We start from the raw sequence: 21,061 nt of genomic DNA on the forward strand, positions 1-21,061 counted from the left end.
CCGGCTCAGTCCTCGCCGGTGCTGCCACTCTCGTGTGCCGGGCTGCCGGGATCGGGGCGCGCGGGACCGCCGTCGCCGACGACCTCGACGGCGGGTTCCTCGCCGGCGGCCCGCTCCTCCTTGCGGCGCCGCAGCCATTCCCGCACGGCGATGCTCATTCCCTTGGTGACCTCGGTGGCGATCGCGCCGACGATGACCAGGATCAGGTCGTCCACGCCCACGGCCATGTCGGCGGGGCCCGGTTCGTCCCCGTCGGCCGTGAGGTGCGGGGGCTGCGGCCGGTGTTCCCAGGTGTGCTCCCGCCGGCCCAGCCAGGGTTCGCGCTCCAGCCAGGCCCGGAGGTCGTCGAGGTCCTGCTGCGGATTGTCCGTCCCGGTGACCCTGAGGCGGATCTCCTGACGGTCCTCGTGGTGGTCGACGTGCTCCGGCATCCCCCAGCCCCCTTCCGGCGGCCCCTTCGCCACCGTGCACCAGATAGTGACGTGGAATCAGGGACGGGGGCAACCGTCCGTGACGCCACCGCCACCCTGTGGCGTGCGCCACAGGGCCTGCCGCGGGACAGCGTCGCAGGTCAAGGGCGAGTTGACGGGCCTCGCGGACCGTGGTGGACTGCCGGGGCCAATCGGCGACAGATGAGGAAGTCCGGTGAGAATCCGGCGCGGTCCCGCCACTGTCACCGGGGAGCGTTCCTCCGACGAGGGCCACGGTCCGTACCGACGTACGGGCGGGAAGGCCGGGGGACACGCCGATCCGGGAGCCAGGAGACTCTGGTCGCCGTCACGTCGAGCCAGGGCGAGGACCCTGAGTGAGGACATACCGCCATGCCCGGCCGCCCGCCCCGCCCCCCACTGCCCGCTGCCGCAGGGCCCCTTCGAGGAACGACGGCGGCCTGATCCGATGCGCGGCGAACACGCGGGATATGCGTGCGGCGCGGCTCTCGGCTTCCTCGGCGACCTGATCGCGGCGGACCCGCGGCGCGGCCATCCGGTGGCCGCGTTCGGCCGGGCCGCCGCCGCCGTCGAGCGCCGGCTGTGGCGCGACCACCGGGGCCGCGGCGCGGCCCACGCCGTGCTGTGCGCGGGCGGTGCGGCGGCCGGCGCGGCGCTGCTGGAGCGGGCCGTACGGCACCGCCGCGGCGCCCGGGTGGCGCTGACCGCGGCCACCGTCTGGGCGGTGCTGGGCGGCACTTCGCTGGGCCGGGAGGCGCGGGCCGTCGGCGGTGCGCTGGAAGCGGGCGATCTGGACGTGGCGCGGGAGCGGCTGCCGCATCTGTGCGGCCGCGATCCCCAGGCGCTGGACGGGCCGCAGATGGCCCGCGCGGTGGTGGAGTCGGTGGCCGAGAACACCTCGGACGCGGTGGTGGGCGCCCTGGTGTGGGGCGCGTTCGGCGGGGTGCCCGGTCTGGTGGCGTTCCGGGCGGTGAACACCCTGGACGCGATGGTGGGTCACAAGTCCGCGCGCTACCGGCGGTTCGGCTGGGCCGCGGCCCGGCTCGACGACGTCGCCGGCTGGCCCGGCTCCCGGCTGACCGCCGCGCTGACCGTGCTCGCGGGCCCCGACCGGCGTGGTGCGCTCGCGGCCTGGCGGGCGGACGGCGGGGCGCACCCGAGCCCCAACGCGGGCCCGGTGGAGGCGTCGTTCGCGGGTGCGCTGGGCGTGCGGCTGGGCGGCACGCTGGCGTACGGCGGACGGGTGGAGCACCGTCCGGTGCTCAACGGCGCGGCGCGGCCGCCCGCGGTGGCGGACATCGAGCGGGCGGTGCGGCTGTCGCGGCGGGTGAGCGCGCTGGCGCTGGTGGCGACGGTGGCGGGACGGCTGACGGCGGGCGCGGTGCGGCACGGGATCGCAGGCGGCAGGGGCAGGGGCAGCACGAGCGGGAGGAAGCGCCGGTGAACGGGCAAGGCGGGACGGCCGGGGGGCTCGGCGGCGGGCTGCTGGTGGCCGGTACGACCTCGGACGCGGGCAAGAGCGTGGTGACGGCGGGGATCTGCCGCTGGCTGGTCCGGCAGGGCGTGAAGGTGGCGCCCTTCAAGGCGCAGAACATGTCGCTCAATTCGTTCGTCACCCGGGAGGGCGCGGAGATCGGCCGGGCGCAGGCGATGCAGGCCGCCGCGGCCCGGGTCGAACCGACCGCGCTGATGAACCCGGTCCTGCTCAAGCCGGGCGGCGACCGCAGCAGCCAGGTGGTGCTGCTGGGCAAGCCGGTGGGTGAGCTGAGCGCGCGCGGGTACTTCGGGGGGCCCGGGGGGTCGTCCCCCGGGGAGACGCCGTACGCGGGCGGGCGGGAGCAGTTGCTGGGGACGGTCACCGACTGCCTCGCCGAACTGCGCCGTACGCACGACGCGGTCATCTGCGAGGGCGCGGGCAGCCCCGCCGAGATCAATCTGCGGCGCACCGACATCGTGAACATGGGCATCGCCCGGGCCGCCCGGATACCGGTCGTGGTGGTCGGCGACATCGACCGCGGCGGCGTCTTCGCGTCCTTCTTCGGCACCACGGCGCTGCTGTCGAAGGAGGACCAGGCGCTGGTCGCGGGGTATTTGGTCAACAAGTTCCGGGGCGATGTGACACTGCTGGAGCCCGGTCTGGACATGTTGCGGCAGCTGACCGGGCGGCCGACGCTGGGCGTGCTGCCGTACGCGCACGGGCTCGGCATCGACGAGGAGGACGGCCTCCGGGTGTCGCTGCGCGGCGCGGTGCGGGAGAGCGTGGTGGCCCCGCCGCACGGCGCGGACGTGCTGCGGGTGGCGGTCTGCGCCGTTCCGCTGATGTCGAACTTCACCGACGTGGACGCGCTGGCCGCCGAACCGGGCGTGGTGGTGCGGTTCGTGGACCGGCCGGAGGAACTGGCCGACGCGGACCTGGTGGTGCTGCCGGGTACCCGCGGCACGGTCCGCGCGCTGGCCTGGCTGCGCGAGCGCGGGCTGGCGGACGCGGTCGCCCGGCGGGCCGCCGAGGGCCGCCCGGTGCTGGGCATCTGTGGCGGCTACCAGATGCTCGGCGAGCACATCGACGACGAGGTCGAGTCGAAGGCGGGCGCCGTCGAGGGCCTGGGGCTGCTGCCCGTACGGGTCCGCTTCGCGGTGGAGAAGACGCTCGCCCGGCCGGTGGGCGAGGCGCTCGGCGAGCCGGTGGAGGGCTACGAGATCCACCACGGCGTCGCCGAAGTGACGGGCGGGGACGAGGCGTTCATGACCGATGGCGGGGGGAACGCTCTCGACGGCTGCCGGGTCGGCTCCGTATGGGGCACGCACTGGCACGGTTCGCTGGAGAGCGACGCCTTCCGCCGGGCCTTCCTGCGGCGGGTGGCGGCGGACGCCGGCCGGGCGTTCGTCCCGGCCCCGGACACCCGCTTCGGCGCGCTGCGCGAGGAGCAGCTCGACCGGCTGGGCGATCTGATCGAGGAGCACGCGGACACCGGGGCACTGCTGCGGCTGATCGAGAAGGGGGTGCCGGAGGGGCTGCCGTTCGTGCCTCCGGGGGCGCCATGAGGGGTACGCAAGGGACGGGATCCGGGCCGGCCGGCGACGTGGAGGACGACACAGCATGACGAGCGCGCACAACACCACCTGGCAGTACCCCTTCACCGCGGTCGTCGGCATGGACGACCTGCGGCTGGCGCTGCTGCTGAACGCGGTGAGCCCGGCGGTCGGCGGGGTGCTGGTCCGCGGCGAGAAGGGCACCGCGAAGTCCACCGCGGTGCGCGCCCTGTCGGCGCTGATGCCGGCCGTGGACGTGGTGGCCGGCTGCCGCTTCGCCTGCGACCCCGCCGCGCCCGACCCCGGCTGTCCCGACGGGCCGCACGGCTCCGGTGCCGCCGAGAGCCGTCCGACGCGGATGGTGGAGCTGCCGGTCGGCGCCTCCGAGGACCGCCTCGTGGGCGCCCTGGACATCGAACGGGCCCTGTCGGAGGGCGTGAAGGCCTTCGAGCCGGGCCTGCTGGCGGACGCCCACCGCGGAATCCTGTACGTGGACGAAGTCAATTTGCTCCATGACCACTTGGTCGATCTGCTGTTGGACGCCGCCGCCATGGGCGCCTCCTACGTGGAGCGCGAGGGCGTCTCCGTGCGGCACGCCTCCCGTTTCCTGCTGGTCGGGACCATGAACCCCGAAGAGGGCGAGCTGCGGCCGCAGTTGCTGGACCGGTTCGGGCTGACCGTCGAGGTCGCGGCCTCCCGGGAGCCGGCGCAGCGGGTGGAGGTGGTCCGGCGGCGGCTGGCGTACGACGCCGATCCGGCCGGGTTCGTGGCGCGCTGGGCGGCCGAGGAGGACGCGCTGCGGCAACGGATCGCCGCGGCCCGGGAGTTGCTGCCCGAGGTGGTGCTGGGGGACGCGGCGCTGCGGCAGATCGCGGCGACCTGTGCGGCGTTCGAGGTGGACGGGATGCGCGCGGACATCGTGATGGCGCGGACCGCCACCGCGCTGGCCGCGTGGGCCGGGCGGACGGAGGTCCGGGAGGAGGACGTGCGGCAGGCCGCGTTGCTCGCGCTGCCGCACCGCCGGCGTCGGGCGCCCTTCGACGCCCCCGGCCTCGACGAGGACAAGCTCGACCGGACGCTGGAGGAGTTCGCCGGGCAGGACGACCCGGCGGACGGCGGGGACGATCCGGAGCCGGACGGTCCGGACGGCGGGCCCGAGGGGGGCGGTCCGGGCGGCGGGGTGCCGCCGCAGGAGGGCGGCCCCCAGGACGGCGGCCCCCAGGAGGCGTCGGTGCCGCCGGGGGACGGACTGCCGCAGCAGCGTGAGCAGGAGGCCCCGCAGGCGCCCGAACCCGTGCCCGAGGCGTCCGGGGACGAGGCCGGGGCCCGGCCGCAGCCACAGGGCGGTGCGGCCGCGGAGAAGCCGGCGGTGGCGGCCGACGAGCCGTTCAAGGCCCGGCGGCTGGACGTGCCGGGGCTGGGCGAGGGCGCCGACGGCCGCCGCTCCCGGGCCCGTACCGCACACGGCCGGACGACCGGGGCCCGCCGCCCCCAGGGCACTCTGGGCAAGCTGCATCTGGCGGCCACGGTGCAGGCCGCGGCGCCCCACCAGAAGGCGCGCGGGCGGCACGGCACCGGGCTGCTGGTGCGCCGGGACGATCTGCGCGAGGCGGTGCGCGAGGGGCGGGAGGGCAATCTGGTCCTGTTCGTCGTGGACGCCTCGGGATCGATGGCGGCGCGCAAGCGGATGAGCGCGGTCAAGGGCGCCGTGCTCTCACTGCTGCTCGACGCCTACCAGCGGCGCGACAAGATCGGCATGATCACGTTCCGGGGCGCCGGCGCGGAGGTCGCGCTGCCCCCGACGTCGTCGGTCGAGGCCGGTGCGGCGCGGCTCGCGTCGCTGCCCACCGGGGGCCGAACCCCGCTGGCCGAGGGGCTGCTCGCGGCGCACGACGTGCTGCGGGTGGAGCGGATGCGGGACCCCGCGCGCCGCCCGCTGCTGGTCGTCGTCACCGACGGGCGGGCCACCGCCGGCCCCGAGCCGCGCATCCGGGCCGCCCGCGCGGCGCGGCTGCTGGCCGCCGACGGCACCGCCTCCGTCGTCGTGGACTGCGAGGCCGGGCCGGTACGGCTGGGCCTGGCCGGTGAGCTGGCCCGGGACCTCACCGGCACCGCCGTCACCCTCGACGCACTGCGCGCGGACAGCGTCTCCGCGCTCGTACGGACCGTTCAGGGCACAAGGACCGTTCACGGCAACAGGAAGGCCGCGTAATGCCGCAGGGACAACCGTCCGTCGTACCGAACGACGGACTCACCACCCGCCAGCGCCGCAACCGGCCGCTGGTGCTGGTCCACACGGGTCTGGGCAAGGGCAAGTCGACCGCCGCCTTCGGGCTGGCGATGCGGGCCTGGAACCAGGGCTGGCCGGTCGGGGTGTTCCAGTTCGTGAAGTCGGCGAAGTGGAAGGTCGGCGAGGAGCGGGCACTGCGGGTGCTCGGCGACTCCGGTGAGGGCGGCACGGTCGCCTGGCACAAGATGGGCGAGGGCTGGTCGTGGGTGCAGCGCGACTCGCAGTTCAGCAACGAGGAGGCGGCCCGCGAGGGCTGGGAGCAGGTCAAGCGGGACCTCGCCGCGGAGACCTACAAGCTCTACGTCCTCGACGAGTTCGCCTACCCGCTGCACTGGGGCTGGGTGGACACCGACGAGGTGGTCTCGGTGCTGCGCGACCGGCCCGGCACCCAGCACGTGGTGATCACCGGCCGGAACGCCCCGCAGGCGCTGTGCGACGTGGCCGACCTGGTCACCGACATGACGAAGGTCAAGCACCCGATGGACGCGGGCCAGAAGGGCCAGCGGGGCATCGAGTGGTGAGCAAGGTGGGTGCAGCATGAGCGGCGCGGGCGCCGTTCCCCGGCTGGTGATCGCCGCACCGTCGTCCGGGGCCGGGAAGACCACCGTGGCCACCGGTCTGATGGCGGCGTTCGCCGAGGCGGGACTCGCGGTCTCGCCGCACAAGGTGGGCCCGGACTACATCGATCCGGGCTACCACTCCCTGGCGACCGGCCGCCCGGGCCGCAACCTGGACGCGTACCTGTGCGATCCGGACCGGGTCGCGTCGCTGTTCCTGCACGGTGCGGCGGGCGCGGACCTGGCGGTCGTCGAGGGCGTGATGGGGCTGTTCGACGGGGCGTCCGGCATGGGCGAGCTGTCGTCGACGGCCCAGGTGGCGAAGCTGCTGCGGGCGCCGGTGGTGCTGGTGGTGGACGCCTCCTCGCAGTCCCGGTCGGTGGCCGCGCTGGTGCACGGCTTCGCGTCGTGGGACCCGGAGGTGCGGCTGGCCGGGGTGATCCTGAACAAGGTCGGTTCGGACCGGCACGAGGCGCTGCTGCGGGAGGCGATGGAGTCCTCCGGCGTGCCGGTGCTGGGTGCGCTGCGGCGGGACGGCCGGGCCGGTACGCCGTCCCGGCACCTGGGGCTGGTGCCGGTGGCCGAACGCCGGGCCGAGGCCCTTGCGTCGGTGCGGGAGCTGGCCGCGCGGGTGCGCGAGGGCTGCGACCTGACGGCGCTGCTGGCGCTGGCGCGGACGGTGCCGGAGCTGCCGGACGCGCCCTGGGACCCGGCGGCGGAGGTCCGGGCGGATGCGTCCGGGGAGCGGCCGGTGATCGCCGTCGCGGGCGGCGCCGCGTTCACGTTCTCGTACGCCGAGCACGCCGAGCTGCTGACCGCGGCGGGCGCCGAGGTGGTGCCGTTCGATCCGCTGCGGGACGAGCAACTGCCGCCCGGTACGCGCGGGTTGGTGATCGGCGGCGGCTTCCCGGAGGTGTACGCGCCGGACCTGTCGGCGAACGCACCGCTGCGCGCCGCGGTGGCCCACCTGGCCGCCTCGGGGGCGCCGGTGTCCGCCGAGTGCGCCGGGCTGCTGTACCTGTCCCGGGCGATCGACGGGAAGCCGATGTGCGGGGTGCTGCCCGCCGAGGCCCGGATGACCGAACGCCTCACGCTGGGCTACCGGGAGGCGGTGGCGCTGGCGGACAACGCGCTGGCCGCGGCCGGGACCCGGGTGCGCGGTCACGAGTTCCACCGCACGGTGCTGGAGCCGGGTGCGGGCACCCGGCCGGCCTGGGGGCTGACGCATCCGGAGCGGCGGGTGGAGGGCTTCGTGACGGGCGGGGTGCACGCCTCGTACCTGCATGTGCACTGGGCGGCGGAACCGTCGCTGGCGGCCCGGCTGGTGGCGGGCGCGGCGCGGTGGGCACCGGTGGCCGCACCGTGACCGGCGGGTCGGGTACGGACGGGCCGCCGGCCGTCCTCGACCACCTCGTGCTCGCCACCCCCGATCTGGCGGCGACCGTCGCCGAGGTGGCCGCGCTGACCGGCGTACGGCCGGTGCCGGGCGGCAGCCATCCGGGCCGCGGGGCCCGGAACCATCTGCTGGGGCTGGGCGGCGGGGCGTACCTGGAGATCATCGGGCCCGATCCGGAGCAGCCCGCGCCCGACGGGCCGCGGTGGTTCGGCATCGACGCGCTGACCGGGCCGCGGCTGGTCACCTGGGCGATCCGGGTCACCGGGATCGCGGCCCGGGTGGCCGCGGCACGGGCACGCGGCCACGACCCGGGCGAGGCGGTGGCGATGTCCCGGCGGACACCGGACGGCGGCCGGCTCGCCTGGCAGTTGACGCCGCCGGGGGCCGGCGACGGCCCGGCCCCGTTCCTGCTGGACCGGGGCAGCACCCCGCATCCGTCCGCCGGGCTCCCGGTGGTGCCGCTGGTCGCGCTGCGGGCGGTGCATCCCGACCCGGCGGCGGCCCGGGCCGAGTGGGCGGCGCTCGGCGTCCGTTGGCCGGGGGAACTCTCCGCCGGGCCGGACGTGCGGCTGACCGCGGTCGTGGAAGGGCGGTACGGCCGGGTGGAGTTCGGGCCGGGAGTCGGCGCGGTATGAGCCGCCGGACGGCCGGTGTCCGGGGCGGGCCGGCGGCTCTGGTGGTGGGCGTGGGGGCGCGCCGCGGGGTGCCGGCGTCCGAGGTCCTGGAGCTGATCGGGGCGGCCCGCACCGCGGCGGGGTGTGCCGGGGATCGGGTGCTGGCGCTGGCGACGGTGGCGGCGAGGGCGGACGAGCCCGGGCTGACGGAGGCGGCGCGGCGGCTGGGGGTGCCGTTGCGGTCGTTCCCGGCGGCGGCGCTGGCGGCCGTGCCGGTGCCGGATCCGTCCGCGGTGGTGGCGGCCGCCGCGGAGACGGCGAGCGTGGCCGAGGCGGCCGCGCTGCTGGCCGCCGGGCCGGGTGCCGAACTGCTCGCCGGCAAGCGGAAGTCGCCGGCGGGCCGGGCGACCTGTGCGCTCGCGCGGGCGGCAGTAACGCCGCACGGTGCCCTTACCGCTGGTAGGGAGGGAGCGGCCGCCGCCCCCTCGCCCGGTGCCGATATCGTCATGACCTCCCCCGACCCACCCCACCGTGGCACCGAGCGGCGGCGGCCGGTCATCGACGACAAGGCGCCCGACGGCGAAGACACCGGTAGCAAGGAGACCCCGTGACCACCCCTCCCGCACTGCTCATCGCCGGTCACGGCGCCCGTGACGACGGCGCGGCCGAGGCCCTGCGCGCGCTGGTGCGCGCGGTCGGCGAGCGGCACCCCGAGGTCCCGGTCGCCGGCGGGTTCTTCGGCGCCCCGGGTTCGCCGGTGCCGCTGGCCGATGCCGTGGACGCGCTGGCCGGGCGGGGGGTGACCGAACTCGTCGCGGTACCGCTGCTGCTGGCGCCGACCGGTGCGGGGCCCGAGACCCTGCCCGCGGCGCTGGAGCGCGCGGCCGCCGGACACCCGGGCCTGCGCCCTGTCTGCGCCGCCGCACCCGGCCCGCACCCGCGGCTGCTGGACGTGCTGGAGCGGCGGCTGGAGGAGGCGCTGGGCGCCGGCGCCCGTACCCCGCAGGACCGGGCCCGGACCACGGTGCTGCTGGTGGGGCGCGGGGCGAGCGATCCGCATGCCAACGCCGAGGTGGCGCGGGCTGCCCGGCTGCTCTGGGAGGGCCGCGGATTCGCGGGCGTGGAGACCGCGTTCGTCGGGCAGACCGCGCCGGACGTACCGGCCGGGCTGGACCGCTGCCGGGCGCTGGCCGGGCCGGTCCCGGGCGCGGCCGGGCCGGCCCGGGTCGTGGTCCTGCCGTACGCCTTCTTCGCCGACGGTCCGGTGGAGCGGCTGTGGATGCAGACCGAGGGCTGGGCCGCGGCGCACCCGGACATCGAGGTGTTCGGTGCCCAGGTGCTCGGCACCGGGCCCGAGGTGGCCGAGGTGGTCATGGAGCGCTACCGCGCGGCGGTGGCCGGCGACCGGGCGGCGGACGACGGGGACCCGTACGGCCCGCAGCGGGTGGCGGCGGGCGCCGGGGAGCGGTGAGCATGCCGGCGCCCACCGACGCGGTCCGGCTGCGCGGCTCCGGCCCCGCCGCGCCCGCTCCCGCCCCGGACGGCCCCTCCCCCGCCGTGGCGGACGAACCCGATCTGCGGCACCACGGCGATGCCGAAGTGCGGGGTGACGCCGGCGCGTTGACGGATCTGGCGGTCAACGTCCGGGCCGGCACTCCCCCGGCGTGGCTCAAGGCACACCTCGCCGCGTCACTGGACTCGCTGGCCGCCTATCCGGACGGCCGGGCGGCGCGCCGGGCGGTGGCCGGGCGGCACGGGCTGCCCGTGGAGCGGGTGCTGCTGACGTCCGGCGCGGCGGAGGCGTTCGTGCTGCTGGCGCGGACCGTGCGGGCCCGCCGACCGGTGGTGGTGCACCCGCAGTTCACCGAACCGGAGGCGGCGCTGCGGGACGCCGGGCACACCGTGGAGAGGGTGGTCCTCTCCGAACGGGACGGGTTCCGGCTGGATCCGGACGCGGTGCCGCAGGACGCCGATCTGGTGGTGGTCGGCAACCCCACCAATCCCACGTCGGTGCTGCACCCGGCGGCCGCGCTGGCCCACCTGGCACGGCCCGGGCGGACGCTGGTGGTGGACGAGGCGTTCATGGACGCGGTGCCCGGTGAACGGGAGTCGCTGGCCGGGCGCACGGATCTGCCGGGGCTGGTGGTGCTGCGCTCGCTGACCAAGACGTGGGGGCTGGCGGGGCTGCGGATCGGCTACGTCCTGGCCGGTCCCGGAACGGTGGCGGACCTGGCGCGGGCCCAGCCGCTGTGGCCGGTGTCGAGTCCGGCGCTGGCGGCCGCGGAGGCGTGCAGTGCGCCGGCGGCGCTGGCGGAGGCGGCCGCGGCGGCCGAGGAGATCGCCCGGGACCGGGCCCATCTGCTGGCCCGGCTGGGCGAGTTCGGGGAGATCCGGGTGGCCGGGCCGGCGGCGGGTCCGTTCGTCCTGCTGCGGCTGCCGGGCGCGGCCGTGGTGCGGGAGGGCCTGCGGGCGCGGGGTTTCGCGGTGCGCCGCGGGGACACCTTCCCGGGCCTGGGGCCCGACTGGCTGCGGCTGGCGGTACGGGACCGGGCCACCACCGACCGGTTCGTGACGGCGCTGGCCGGGGTGCTGGGCTAGCCGGGCCGGCGGGCCGGGGTGCGGGCCCGCCGGGTCCCGTCGCACCACGCTTCGCTTCCGGCGGGCCCCGGCGGGGGTGGGGTGTGCCGTACGGGCCGCCTCCGGTCCGTCCGGCACACCCCGGGCCGTACCCCGCGGCCGATGCCCCCACAGCACCGGCACGGGGTACGGAGCCGTCAGCCGCCCTGCGGGGCGGCGGTGCGGCGCCGGCGGGTGAGGACCAGGGCCCCGGCGCCGGCCGCGACCAGCAGCCCGGCACCGCCGGCGAGGTACGGCGTGGCCGAACTCCCGCCGGTCTCGGCGAGGTCGGGGCCGGTCTTCCCGGCACCGGACCGGCTGACCTCGGTGCCGCCGCCGGCCGGCTTGTCGCCCCCGCCGCCGTTGGTGCCGCCGCCGCTCGTGCTGCCTCCGGTCGTGCTGCCTCCGGTCGTGCCGCCGGAACCGCCGTGTGCGGGCGGGGTGGTGGCGTCCGGGGCGGTGCAGCCGGCGTGGACGAGGGTGACCCGGCCGTGCACCTCGGCGACGTTGAGCTTGAGCGGGTTGACCGAGACGTTCAGCTGGAGGGCGGTGGCCGCGGCGGTCTTCCCGGCGACGCTCTTCCGCGACAGGTCGAGCCGTACGTCGCCCACGCCCGGCACCTTGACGTCCGTGGTGCCGCCCGCGGTGAGCGTGACCTTCTTGCCGAGGACGCGGACGGGGCCGAGGACATTGGCCTCGGCCCGGGGCCGGTGGCCCGCCTCGCACACCGCCTTGGCGGTGACCTGCTGGACCTCGATCAGGGACAGCAGCGGCAGACCGGGCAGCTGCACCTTGGCGTGCAGCAGGTTGGCGTAACCCTCGGCCTTCCGGTGGGCGGTGGTGGCGCGGGCGGTGGCGGCCTCGGCGCGCAGCACGGTGAACGGGCGGCCCCGGTCGATGCCGTCGAGCCGCACGGTGAGCGCGGTCCTGCCGGCCGAGGCGGGTGCGTGCACCTCGTTCAGCACGGCGTTCAGCGGGACGTCGACCGTCTTGTCGAGCAGGCCGACGTTCAGGCCGGTGCGCAGGACGACCGCGTCGGCCTTGCCCCGGGCCGGGCCGTGCCCTCCGGTGGCGTGCGCCGGTGCGGCGCCGAGCAGCACGGCGGGACCGGCCGTGAGCGCGGTGGCGACGACGGCCGCGGCGAGGCGCCGGGGCGCACCGGAAGAGTGGGTGGGACTGGTGGACACGTGTGTGGAACCCCCACGAGAGGAATGGAGTCGCCGGCCGCGCCAATGGGGGACATCACGCGGGCCGGCGACATCGACCCGCACATCGTGTCCGCACCGAGGGTGAACGGGCAGCCACGTGAGGTCAGTTCATCCCAAAGGGTGGTTTCCGTGCGCGGGTTCGATTCCTGCGGCATCCCGCATCTCCCCCGTCACAGCCGCCCCACCTCGCGGGCGATCCCCGTTGACCGACCGGTCCGGTCCCGGGCCCGGATCCGGGCCGGCGTCCAGGATCCGGAATTCGTTGTCCTGTACACGAAGACCCTGGATAGGGTGCCGCCGTGTCGATCGAGCAGAACAGCCAACAGCCGCACGCACAGCGGGAACAGCCGGCCGCCTCCCCTCCGGGCGAGCTGCCCGCCTCCGACCGGGCGGCCCGCCGTGCGGTCACGATCTTCCCGCTGCTGGTGGTCGCCGCGGGCGCGGTCGGGCTGCTGTGGCCGGCGCACTTCACCGGCTGGGCGCCCGCGGTGCCGTGGCTGCTCGGGGTGGTGATGTTCACGATGGGGCTGACGCTGACCCCACCGGACTTCACGGCGGTCGCCCGGCGGCCCTGGGCGGTGGGGCTGGGCCTGGTCGCCCACTACGTGATCATGCCGGGGCTCGGCTGGCTGATCGCGACCGTACTGGACCTGCCGCCGCAGCTCGCGGCCGGGGTGGTCCTGGTCGGCTGCGCGCCCAGCGGGACCGCATCCAACGTCGTGACGTTCCTGGCGCGCGGCGATGTCGCGCTGTCCGTGTCGGTGGCGACGGTCTCGACGGTGCTCGCGCCGCTGATCACGCCGGCGCTGACGCTGCTGCTCGCCGGGCAGTTCCTGGCCGTGGACGCCGGGGGCATGGTGACCGACATCCTGAAGACGGTGCTGCTGCCGGTCGTGGCGGGCCTGCTGGTCCGGCTGGTCGCCGGCCGGTTCGTGGACCGGCTGCTGCGGGCCCTGCCCTGGCTGTCCGCGGCGACCGTGGCGGTGATCGTCCTGGTCGTGGTCTCCGGCAGCGCGCCGGCGATCAAGCAGGCGGCGGTGCCGGTGCTGCTGGCCGTGGTGCTGCACAACGGCCTCGGGCTGGCGCTGGGGCACGCCGCGGGCCGCCTGGCCCGGCTGGGCGGGCCGGCGAGCCGGGCGATGGCCTTCGAGGTCGGCATGCAGAACTCCGGACTGGCCGCCTCGCTGGCCACCGCCCACTTCAGCCCGGCCGCGGCGCTGCCCGCCGCGGTCTTCTCGGTGTGGCACAACGTCTCGGGCGCGGTGGTGGCGGCCTGGATGGCCCGCCGGAGGTAGTCCCGCCCCGAGGGGTGTCTCAGCCCACGATCTCGCCGCGCAGCACGACCCGGCGCGGCGCCGCCAGCACCCGGACGTCCTCGCGCGGATCGCTCTCGTAGACCACCAGGTCCGCCGGGGCGCCCTCGGTGAGGCCCGGGCGGCCGAGCCACTCGCGGGCGCCCCAGGTGGTGGCCGAGAGCGCGGCCCGGGCGGGCAGCCCGGCCCGGGTCAGCTCGACGACCTCGTCGGCGACCAGGCCGTGCGCCAGCGAGCCGCCCGCGTCGGTGCCGGCGAAGACGGGCACCCCGGCGTCGTAGGCGGCCCGGACGGTGTCGTAGCGGCGGTCGTGCAGCCGGCGCATGTGGTCCGCCCAGCGCGGGAACTTCCCGGCGCCGGCGTCCGCCAGGCGCGGGAAGGTGGCGATGTTGACGAGGGTGGGCACGATGGCGACCCCGCGCTCGGCGAACAGCGGGATGGTCTCCTCGGTGAGCCCGGTGGCGTGCTCGATGCAGTCGATGCCGGCCTCGACGAGCGGGGCGAGGGTCTCCTCGGCGAAGCAGTGCGCGGTCACCCGGGCGCCCAGGCGGTGCGCCTCCGCGATGGCCGCCTCGACCGCACCCTTGGGCCAGCAGGCCCCCAGGTCGCCCGTGGAGCGGTCGATCCAGTCGCCGACGAGCTTGACCCAGCCGTCGCCGCGGCGGGCCTCCTGGGCGACGTAGGCGACCAGGTCCTCGGGTTCGATCTCATGGGCGTAGTTGCGGATGTACCGCTTGGTGCGGGCGATGTGCCGGCCGGCCCGGATGATCTTCGGCAGGTCCGCACGATCGTCGACCCAGCGGGTGTCGGAGGGTGATCCGGCGTCCCGGATCAGCAGGGTGCCGGCGTCACGGTCGGTGAGCGCCTGCTTCTCGCTGGTGGGGGCGTCCACCGGGCCGTGCGCGTCCAGGCCCACGTGGCAGTGCGCGTCGACCAGGCCGGGCAGCGCCCAGCCCTGCACGGTGGTGGCATCGCGTGCCAGGGCCGGCCGGTCGTAGGTCACCCGCCCGCCGACCACCCACAGCTCGTCGCGCACGTCGTCCGGTCCGACGAGGACCCTCCCCTTGAGGTGCAGCACCGCACCTTCACTCATGGACGTCATACCCGCACTCTAGGCGGCGCCGACGGGCCTGCCGGAGACGGCGGTCACAGCGGCTGCCGGGCGGCCGGGGACGGAAGGCCGACGGGCGGGTGACGGCGGTGGGGAGGGCTCGGCGGAACGGCTGCCCGCGGGGCACCGACGCTGCGTAGGCGCTTATTGCCACAATGTTTCCGGAAAAGCCCCGCGGGCGTTCTCGCCGTATGTTCTTGCGGTGCTTCTCATGGATGTGTCCCACAGCTTTTTCCGGGCCTTGCGCCAGGGTCTCCGGTGGCGAATTCCCAATTCCTCCGAGTACAGCTTCCCGTCTTCTTCTGCCCGCTTTTCCGCAGCTCAAACGCCAAGATTCCGCTAGCCTCGAAGCCCGTAATTCGGACGGATCTCGCGGGCGTTACGGACCTGTGACCGACCACACAGCTCGCCCGTTTCGTCCCGTACTTCCCGGTCAAATCGGGGCAACCCGACGCGAGGTCGCGCGCCCGGGCGCCCCCGCGCGATAACACATCAGGCGGCCCGACGTAACCCCTCCCCGCGATGCAATTTCCTTTTTCCCTGGGTAAATTTAATTTCCATGACCGCCGCACAAGCAGACCATGCAGGTGCCCGTAGCGATATCGGAGAATTTCCGGAGGGCTTCAAGCTCGACACCCCCCGAGTGGAGGACGGAGCCGCGATCTGGCGCATCGCCCGCGACTCCAAGGCGCTGGACCTGAACTCCTCGTACAGCTACCTCCTGTGGTGTCGGGACTTCGCCGCCACCTCCGTCGTCGCCCGCGACGCGGAGGGCGAGCCGGCCGCCTTCCTGACCGGCTACATCCGTCCCGAGCGTCCCGAGACCCTCGTCGTCTGGCAGGTCGCCGTCGACGCGGCGCACCGGGGCCGGGGGCTGGCGGCCGCCCTCCTGGACGGGGTGACCACCCGTGCCCGGGAAGAGCTGGGCATCCGTTTCGTCGAGACCACCATCACCCCCGACAACGCGGCCTCCAACCGGCTGTTCGCGTCCTTCGGCGAGCGGCACTCCGTGCCGGTCCAGCGCGAGGTGCTCTTCGACGCAGGGCTGTTCCCCGAGCAGGGCCACGAGCCGGAGGTGCTGCACCTCATCGGCCCGTTCGGGCCCCCGGCCAGGCCCGCGCCCTAGTCCCAGGGCCGCGCGGCACCGTCGCCGCGACGGCCGTGCGGCACCGGCACCCCCTCGACCCGCCGGCGCCGCCCCGCCCCCCAAAGACTTCTTCCGCCTCTCGCACTCATCTCCCAGGAGCATGCTGTGACCATCACCCAGCCCGATCTGAGCGTCTTCGAGACCGTGGAGTCGGAGGTGCGCAGCTACTGCCGTGGCTGGCCCACCGTCTTCGACCGCGCGCAGGGCAGCCGCATCACCGACGAGGACGGCCACACCTACCTCGACTTCTTCGCCGGCGCCGGTTCGCTCAACTACGGGCACAACAACCCGGTCCTCAAACGCGCCCTGATCGACTACATCGACCGGGACGGCATCACCCACGGCCTGGACATGTCCACCACGGCCAAGCGGGCGTTCCTGGAGTCGTTCCAGAACATCATCCTGCGGCCGCGCGACCTGCCCTACAAGGTCATGTTCCCGGGCCCGACGGGCGCCAACTCGGTCGAGGCCGCGCTGAAGCTGGCCCGTAAGGTCAAGGGCCGCGAGTCGATCGTGTCCTTCACCAACGCCTTCCACGGCATGTCGCTGGGCGCCCTCGCGGTGACCGGCAACTCCATGAAGCGGGCCGGCGCCGGCATCCCGCTGGTGCACGGCACCCCGATGCCGTTCGACAACTACCTCGACGGCCAGACCCCGGACTTCCTGTGGTTCGAGCGGCTGCTGGAGGACCAGGGCTCCGGCCTGAACAAGCCCGCCGCCGTGATCGTGGAGACCGTGCAGGGCGAGGGCGGCATCAACGTCGCCCGCACCGAGTGGCTGCGCGCCCTGGCCGCCCTGTGCGAGCGCCAGGACATGCTGCTGATCGTCGACGACATCCAGATGGGCTGCGGCCGCACGGGTGCCTTCTTCTCCTTCGAGGAGGCGGGCATCGTGCCGGACATCGTCACCGTCTCGAAGTCCATCAGCGGCTACGGCCTGCCGCTCGCGCTCACCCTGTTCAAGCCGGAGCTGGACATCTGGGAGCCGGGCGAGCACAACGGCACCTTCCGCGGCAACAACCCGGCCTTCGTCACGGCCGCCGCGGCGCTCGACACCTACTGGGCCGACGGTCAGATGGAGAAGCAGACCCTGGCCCGCGGTGAGATCGTCGAAGCGCACCTGAAGGCGATCGTCGAGGAGAACCCGGGCGCCTTCGCCGAGTACCGCGGCCGCGGTCTGGTGTGGGGCCTGGAGTGCACCGACAAGCCGCTCGCCGGAAAGATCGCCAAGCGCGCCTTCGAGCTGGGCCTGCTGATCGAGACCTCCGGCCCGGAGAGCGAGGTCGTCAAGCTGCTGCCGGCCCTGACCACCACCCCCGAGGAACTGGACGAGGGTCTGCGCATCCTCGGCCGCGCGGTCCGCGACTGCGCCTGACCGCGCCGTACCGGACCGCACCGCACCACCGTCACGACAGAAAGGCAGCCCGCACCGTGATCGTCCGCTCCTTCAAGGACATCGAAGGCACCGACCGCCACGTCAAATCCAAGTCCGGCACCTGGGAGAGCAAGCGCATCGTGCTCGCCAAGGAGCGGGTCGGGTTCTCGCTGCACGAGACCGTCCTGTACGCCGGCACCGAGACGTCGATGTGGTACGCCAACCACATCGAGGCCGTCGTCTGCGTCGAGGGCGAGGCCGAGCTGACCAACGACGAGACCGGCGAGAAGCACCTCATCACGCCCGGCGTGATGTACCTGCTCGACGGGCATGAGAAGCACACCATGCGGATCAAGCAGGACTTCCGCTGCCTGTGCGTCTTCAACCCGCCGGTCACCGGCCGCGAGGACCACGACGAGAACGGGGTCTACCCGCTTCTCACCGAACCGGACCCGGAGCCCGAGACGGTCTGAGGCGACCTGACGCCTGCCCCGTCCGGCAGAGCCAGGAAGGTACGCAACGCGCGCCCGTATGCCAGATTCCGTACGAGAGGAGAGGAAGGCAACACCATGACCACCGCACCCGAGCGCACCGCCGACCTGTACCCGACCCGCGGCACCTTTGAGGTGATCACTCCGCGGAAGGACCCGGTGGTGTGGTCGCAGCCCGGAGCGGCCGGCCCGTTCGCGCCGTCCGAGCTGAGCGACTTCGAACGCGACGGCTTCTTCGCCATCGGGGAACTGCTCACCGCGGAGGAAGTCGCGGTGTACCGCGCCGAACTGGACCGGCTGGTGCTCGACCCGGCGATGCGCGCCGACCCGCGCTCCATCGTCGAGCCGAAGTCGCAGAGCGTCCGGTCGGTGTTCGAGGTGCACAAGATCAGCGAGGTGTTCGCCAAGCTGGTCGCCGACCCGCGTGTGGTCGGCCGTGCCCGTCAGATCCTCGGCTCGGACGTCTACGTCCACCAGTCGCGGATCAACGTGAAGCCCGGCTTCGGTGCCTCCGGCTTCTACTGGCACTCGGACTTCGAGACCTGGCACGCCGAGGACGGGCTGCCGAACATGCGCACCGTGTCGGTCTCGATCGCGCTGACGGAGAACTACGACACCAACGGCGGCCTGATGATCATGCCCGGTTCGCACCAGTACTTCGTGGGGTGCGAGGGCGAGACGCCGAAGGACAACTACAAGCGGTCCCTGCAGATGCAGGACGCGGGTATCCCTTCGGACGAGGTCCTGACCAAGATGGCGGACCAGCACAGCATCCGCCTCTTCACCGGCAAGGCCGGCTCGGCGACGTGGTTCGACTGCAATGCCATGCACGGCTCCGGCGACAACATCACGCCGTACCCGCGCAGCAACGTCTTCATCGTCTTCAACAGCGTGGAGAACACGGCCGTGGAGCCCTTCGCGGCCCCGGTCCGGCGCCCGGACTACATCGGGGCGCGGGACTTCACCCCGGTGAAGTAGCCGTACGAGGCAGACGGGCGGAAGTCCCGGTGGCGCGGCCGCCGCACAGCAGGGTCTGTGCGGCGGCCGCGCTGTGTCCGGTCCTCCCTCAGTCCGCAAGGGCCGGGTAGTCGAGGTAGCCGGTGTCGTCGCCGCCGTAGAAGCTCGCCCGGTCGGGGGTGTTGAAGGGGCCTCCGAGGGCGAGCCGGCGGGGCAGGTCGGGGTTGGCGAGGAACAGCGCGCCGTAGGCGAGCAGATCGGCCCCGCCCTCCTCGATCAGGCCGAGCTCCTCGGGGCCGGTGGGCCGGCCGTCGGTGGCCGGGTTGAGCAGGAACGTGCCGCCGAAGCGCTTGCGCAGCCGGGCCAGCAGGTCCAGGTCACGGACGTCGCAGGTGTGCAGATAGGCCAGGCCCAGCGGGGCGATCGCCTCGATCAGCGTGGTGTAGGTGGTCTCGGGGGCGGGCTCGGCGATGTCGTTGAAGGGGTTGCCGGGCGAGATCCGCAGTCCGGTGCGGTGTGCGCCTATGGCGCCTGCGACGGCCCGGACGACCTCGATGGCGAAGCGGGCCCGGGCCTCGTCGGAGCCGCCCCACCCGTCGGTGCGGAGGTTGGCGTTGGGCGCCAGGAACTGGTGGATCAGATAGCCGTTGGCGCCGTGGATCTCCACGCCGTCGAAGCCGGCCTCGACGGCGTTGCGGGCCGCCGCGGCGAAACCGGCGATCGTCGCCTCGATCTCCTCGCCGGTCAGCTCGCGCGGGGTGACGAAGTCCGTCGGGCCCTCCTGGGTGAAGCCCTGGCCGGCCGCGGCGACCGCGGAGGGCCCCACCGGCACCAGGCCGTCCGGCAGCAGCACCGGGTGGCCGACGCGGCCGCCGTGCCACAGCTGGGCGAAGATCCTGCCGCCGGCGGCGTGCACGGAGTCGGTGACCGCACGCCATCCGGCGACCTGCTCGGGGGTGTGCAGGCCCGGGGTCAACGGGTAGCCGCGGCCGACCGGTTCGGTCTGGGCGGCCTCGGTGATGATGAGGCCGGCCGAGGCCCGCTGGGTGTAGTAGCGGACCATCGACGGGGTGGGGACGCCCTCCTCGGTGGCGCGGTTCCGCGTCATGGGCGCCATCACGATGCGGTTGGCGAGCGGGATGCCGGCGAGCTCGAAGGGCTCGAATGCGGTGGTCACTGAGGGCCTCTCAACTACGGTGCGAAAGCAGGGGCATTGCCCATGACGGTTCGACACCTTCCAACGTCCCGGGCCCGCCCGGCATTCCCGTCACCGGCCGGCTACTTCAGCAGTTCCAGCAGCCGTTCCACGTCGGCCGTTCCGTTGTAGAGGTGGAAGGCCGCGCGCAGCAGGCCGCCGCGCACCGAGATCCGTACGCCGGCCTCGGCCAGCCGCTCCTGGGCGTCGGCCGGCCCGGGGGCGGAGACGATCGCCGAGCCGGGCGCGCCGCGCGGAGTCAGGCCGCGGTCGGCCAGTCCGGCGCGGTACTGGTCGGCGAGCGCGGTGTTGTGCGCGTGGACGGCGGCCACGCCCAGCTCCTCGATGAGGCCGAGGGACGCCGCGGCGCCGACGTACGCGAAGTGGGCGTGCGGTTCGTCGTAGCGGCGGGCGGTGGCGGCCGGCCGGATCAGGCCGTAGTTGGACTCGCCGATGTCCTCCCCGGCCACCCAGCCGGCGTGCGGCGCCGGCCAGCCGGGGCCGGTGCCGGGTCCGCCGCGGTCGCCGCCGAAGGCCATGAACGTCGTACCGCGCGGGCAGAGCAGCCATTTGAACGCGCCGCAGACCAGGAAGTCGTAGTCGGTGGCGCGCAGCGGCAGCCAGCCGGCGGCCTGGGTGGCGTCGAGGTAGGTGAGCGCGCCGTGCGCCGCCGCGGCCTCGCGGACCGCCGCGAGGTCGGCGATCCGGCCGTCGAGCGACTGCACGGCGCTGAAGGCGACCAGGGCGGTGCCGGGGCGCACCTCGTCGGCCAGGGCCTCCAGCGGCACGGTGCGCAGGGTGAGGTTGGGGTGGGTGCCGAGCGGGTTGACCAGGGAACTGAAGTCGCCCTCGGGGGCGAGGACTTCGCTGCCGGGCGGGAGCGAGGCGGCGACGACCGCGGACTGCACCGCGACCGAGCTGCCGATGGCGACCCGCTCGGCGGGGATGTCCAGCAGTCGGGCGAAGGCGGCCCGGGCGGCGGCGGGCGCGGCGAAGTAGTCGCGGCCCATCGTGCCGTAGGAGGTGGCCTCCTCGACGGCCGCGCGCAGGGCGTCGGCGCTGCGCCGGGGGAGCAGTCCGCTGGAGGCGGAGTTCAGATAGGTCGTCCCGGGCGCGAATTCGGCCCCGCCGAGTGGCTCATGTCGCTGCATGCCCCCACTGTGCTCGGCGGGGCACGCGCCGTCCACGGTGTTCCGGTCCGTGGTCGTGCCCGGTCGGCCGCCGGCCGCCCGCCCCCCGCCCCGGCCGAGAGGAAGGGCACACCGCCAACCCCAAACCCGCCCACCCACACCGCAAAACCCCAGCCCCACAAC

The 21,061-nt window shown here is 74.7% G+C and carries 18 protein-coding genes, 1 pseudogene and 1 riboswitch; of the genes and pseudogenes, 14 read left to right on the plus strand and 5 right to left on the minus strand.

Annotated features, from left to right (window positions below):
• Window positions 1-5: 5 nt before the first annotated feature.
• Window positions 6-431: a hypothetical protein gene (locus AB0E02_RS25985; protein WP_362143052.1), complete on the minus strand. Its 426-nt coding sequence runs from the start codon at window positions 429-431 to the stop codon at window positions 6-8.
• A 201-nt stretch (window positions 432-632) separates the two neighbouring features.
• Window positions 633-768, plus strand: a riboswitch (cobalamin riboswitch).
• Window positions 769-897: 129 nt separating this feature from the next.
• Here AB0E02_RS25985 and AB0E02_RS25990 point away from each other — a divergent pair.
• The 9 genes and pseudogenes from AB0E02_RS25990 (at window position 898) to cobC (ending at window position 10,934) form a co-directional block, all read left to right on the plus strand.
• Window positions 898-1,893 (plus strand): cobalamin biosynthesis protein, encoded by a 996-nt coding sequence (locus tag AB0E02_RS25990; RefSeq protein WP_362143054.1) that lies wholly within the window; start codon window positions 898-900, stop codon window positions 1,891-1,893.
• A complete protein-coding gene (locus AB0E02_RS25995) occupies window positions 1,890-3,491 on the plus strand; it encodes a cobyric acid synthase (protein WP_362143056.1) in 1,602 nt (533 codons plus the stop codon). Before AB0E02_RS25990 ends, AB0E02_RS25995 begins: the two co-directional genes overlap by 4 nt.
• Window positions 3,492-3,546: 55 nt before the next feature.
• Window positions 3,547-5,691: a putative cobaltochelatase gene (locus tag AB0E02_RS26000; protein WP_362143058.1), complete on the plus strand. Its 2,145-nt coding sequence runs from the start codon at window positions 3,547-3,549 to the stop codon at window positions 5,689-5,691.
• Window positions 5,691-6,290, plus strand: coding sequence for a cob(I)yrinic acid a,c-diamide adenosyltransferase (gene cobO / locus AB0E02_RS26005; protein ID WP_030411724.1), 600 nt, complete (start codon window positions 5,691-5,693; stop codon window positions 6,288-6,290). Before AB0E02_RS26000 ends, cobO begins: the two co-directional genes overlap by 1 nt.
• A gap of 16 nt (window positions 6,291-6,306) precedes the next feature.
• The gene (locus AB0E02_RS26010; RefSeq protein ID WP_362143060.1) at window positions 6,307-7,692 is read left to right on the plus strand and encodes a cobyrinate a,c-diamide synthase; all 1,386 of its coding nucleotides are present in this window, start codon (window positions 6,307-6,309) and stop codon (window positions 7,690-7,692) included.
• Window positions 7,689-8,357: a VOC family protein gene (locus AB0E02_RS26015; RefSeq protein WP_362143062.1), complete on the plus strand. Its 669-nt coding sequence runs from the start codon at window positions 7,689-7,691 to the stop codon at window positions 8,355-8,357. The genes AB0E02_RS26010 and AB0E02_RS26015 overlap by 4 nt, the downstream gene beginning before the upstream one ends.
• Window positions 8,354-8,761: pseudogene (locus tag AB0E02_RS26020) on the plus strand (cobalamin biosynthesis protein); the annotation flags it as partial. The gene AB0E02_RS26015 and the pseudogene AB0E02_RS26020, both read left to right, overlap by 4 nt.
• A 182-nt stretch (window positions 8,762-8,943) precedes the next feature.
• The gene (locus AB0E02_RS26025; RefSeq protein WP_362143064.1) at window positions 8,944-9,807 is read left to right on the plus strand and encodes a sirohydrochlorin chelatase; all 864 of its coding nucleotides are present in this window, start codon (window positions 8,944-8,946) and stop codon (window positions 9,805-9,807) included.
• 2 nt (window positions 9,808-9,809) lie between these two features.
• Window positions 9,810-10,934, plus strand: coding sequence for an Rv2231c family pyridoxal phosphate-dependent protein CobC (cobC, locus tag AB0E02_RS26030; RefSeq protein WP_362143066.1), 1,125 nt, complete (start codon window positions 9,810-9,812; stop codon window positions 10,932-10,934).
• A gap of 176 nt (window positions 10,935-11,110) precedes the next feature.
• Here the strand turns inward: cobC and AB0E02_RS26035 are convergent, their stop codons facing one another.
• On the minus strand, window positions 11,111-12,139 hold the full coding sequence (locus AB0E02_RS26035; RefSeq protein ID WP_362143068.1) for an SCO1860 family LAETG-anchored protein: 1,029 nt from the start codon (window positions 12,137-12,139) through the stop codon (window positions 11,111-11,113).
• A 392-nt stretch (window positions 12,140-12,531) separates the two neighbouring features.
• On the opposite strand from AB0E02_RS26035, the gene AB0E02_RS26040 reads away from it, so the two are divergent.
• On the plus strand, window positions 12,532-13,455 hold the full coding sequence (locus tag AB0E02_RS26040) for a bile acid:sodium symporter family protein (RefSeq protein WP_362143084.1): 924 nt from the start codon (window positions 12,532-12,534) through the stop codon (window positions 13,453-13,455).
• A 19-nt stretch (window positions 13,456-13,474) separates the two neighbouring features.
• Here AB0E02_RS26040 and AB0E02_RS26045 read toward each other — a convergent pair whose 3' ends face one another.
• Window positions 13,475-14,566 (minus strand): amidohydrolase family protein, encoded by a 1,092-nt coding sequence (locus AB0E02_RS26045; RefSeq protein ID WP_030411732.1) that lies wholly within the window; start codon window positions 14,564-14,566, stop codon window positions 13,475-13,477.
• Between the two features lie 577 nt (window positions 14,567-15,143).
• Between AB0E02_RS26045 and ectA the strand changes: the two genes are divergently transcribed.
• From ectA to thpD, 4 genes are all read left to right on the plus strand, one after another.
• Window positions 15,144-15,710 carry a diaminobutyrate acetyltransferase gene (gene ectA, locus AB0E02_RS26050; RefSeq protein WP_362143069.1) on the plus strand — a complete coding sequence of 189 codons (567 nt, stop codon included), beginning with the start codon at window positions 15,144-15,146 and terminating at the stop codon, window positions 15,708-15,710.
• Between the two features lie 126 nt (window positions 15,711-15,836).
• Window positions 15,837-17,105: a diaminobutyrate--2-oxoglutarate transaminase gene (ectB, locus tag AB0E02_RS26055; RefSeq protein ID WP_362143071.1), complete on the plus strand. Its 1,269-nt coding sequence runs from the start codon at window positions 15,837-15,839 to the stop codon at window positions 17,103-17,105.
• Window positions 17,106-17,161: 56 nt separating this feature from the next.
• On the plus strand, window positions 17,162-17,578 hold the full coding sequence (locus AB0E02_RS26060) for an ectoine synthase (RefSeq protein ID WP_261952178.1): 417 nt from the start codon (window positions 17,162-17,164) through the stop codon (window positions 17,576-17,578).
• A gap of 96 nt (window positions 17,579-17,674) precedes the next feature.
• The gene (thpD, locus tag AB0E02_RS26065; protein ID WP_362143074.1) at window positions 17,675-18,574 is read left to right on the plus strand and encodes an ectoine hydroxylase; all 900 of its coding nucleotides are present in this window, start codon (window positions 17,675-17,677) and stop codon (window positions 18,572-18,574) included.
• A gap of 88 nt (window positions 18,575-18,662) precedes the next feature.
• Here thpD and AB0E02_RS26070 read toward each other — a convergent pair whose 3' ends face one another.
• Entirely contained in the window at window positions 18,663-19,730 is a 1,068-nt protein-coding gene (locus tag AB0E02_RS26070; RefSeq protein WP_362143076.1) for an alkene reductase, read from the minus strand.
• Between the two features lie 101 nt (window positions 19,731-19,831).
• Window positions 19,832-20,899, minus strand: a complete 1,068-nt coding sequence (locus AB0E02_RS26075) for an aminotransferase class V-fold PLP-dependent enzyme (RefSeq protein ID WP_362143077.1) — start codon at window positions 20,897-20,899, stop codon at window positions 19,832-19,834.
• Window positions 20,900-21,061 lie beyond the last annotated feature (162 nt).

This window comes from Streptomyces sp. NPDC048196 (assembly GCF_040652715.1).
GTDB lineage: Bacteria > Actinomycetota > Actinomycetes > Streptomycetales > Streptomycetaceae > Streptomyces > Streptomyces siderophoricus.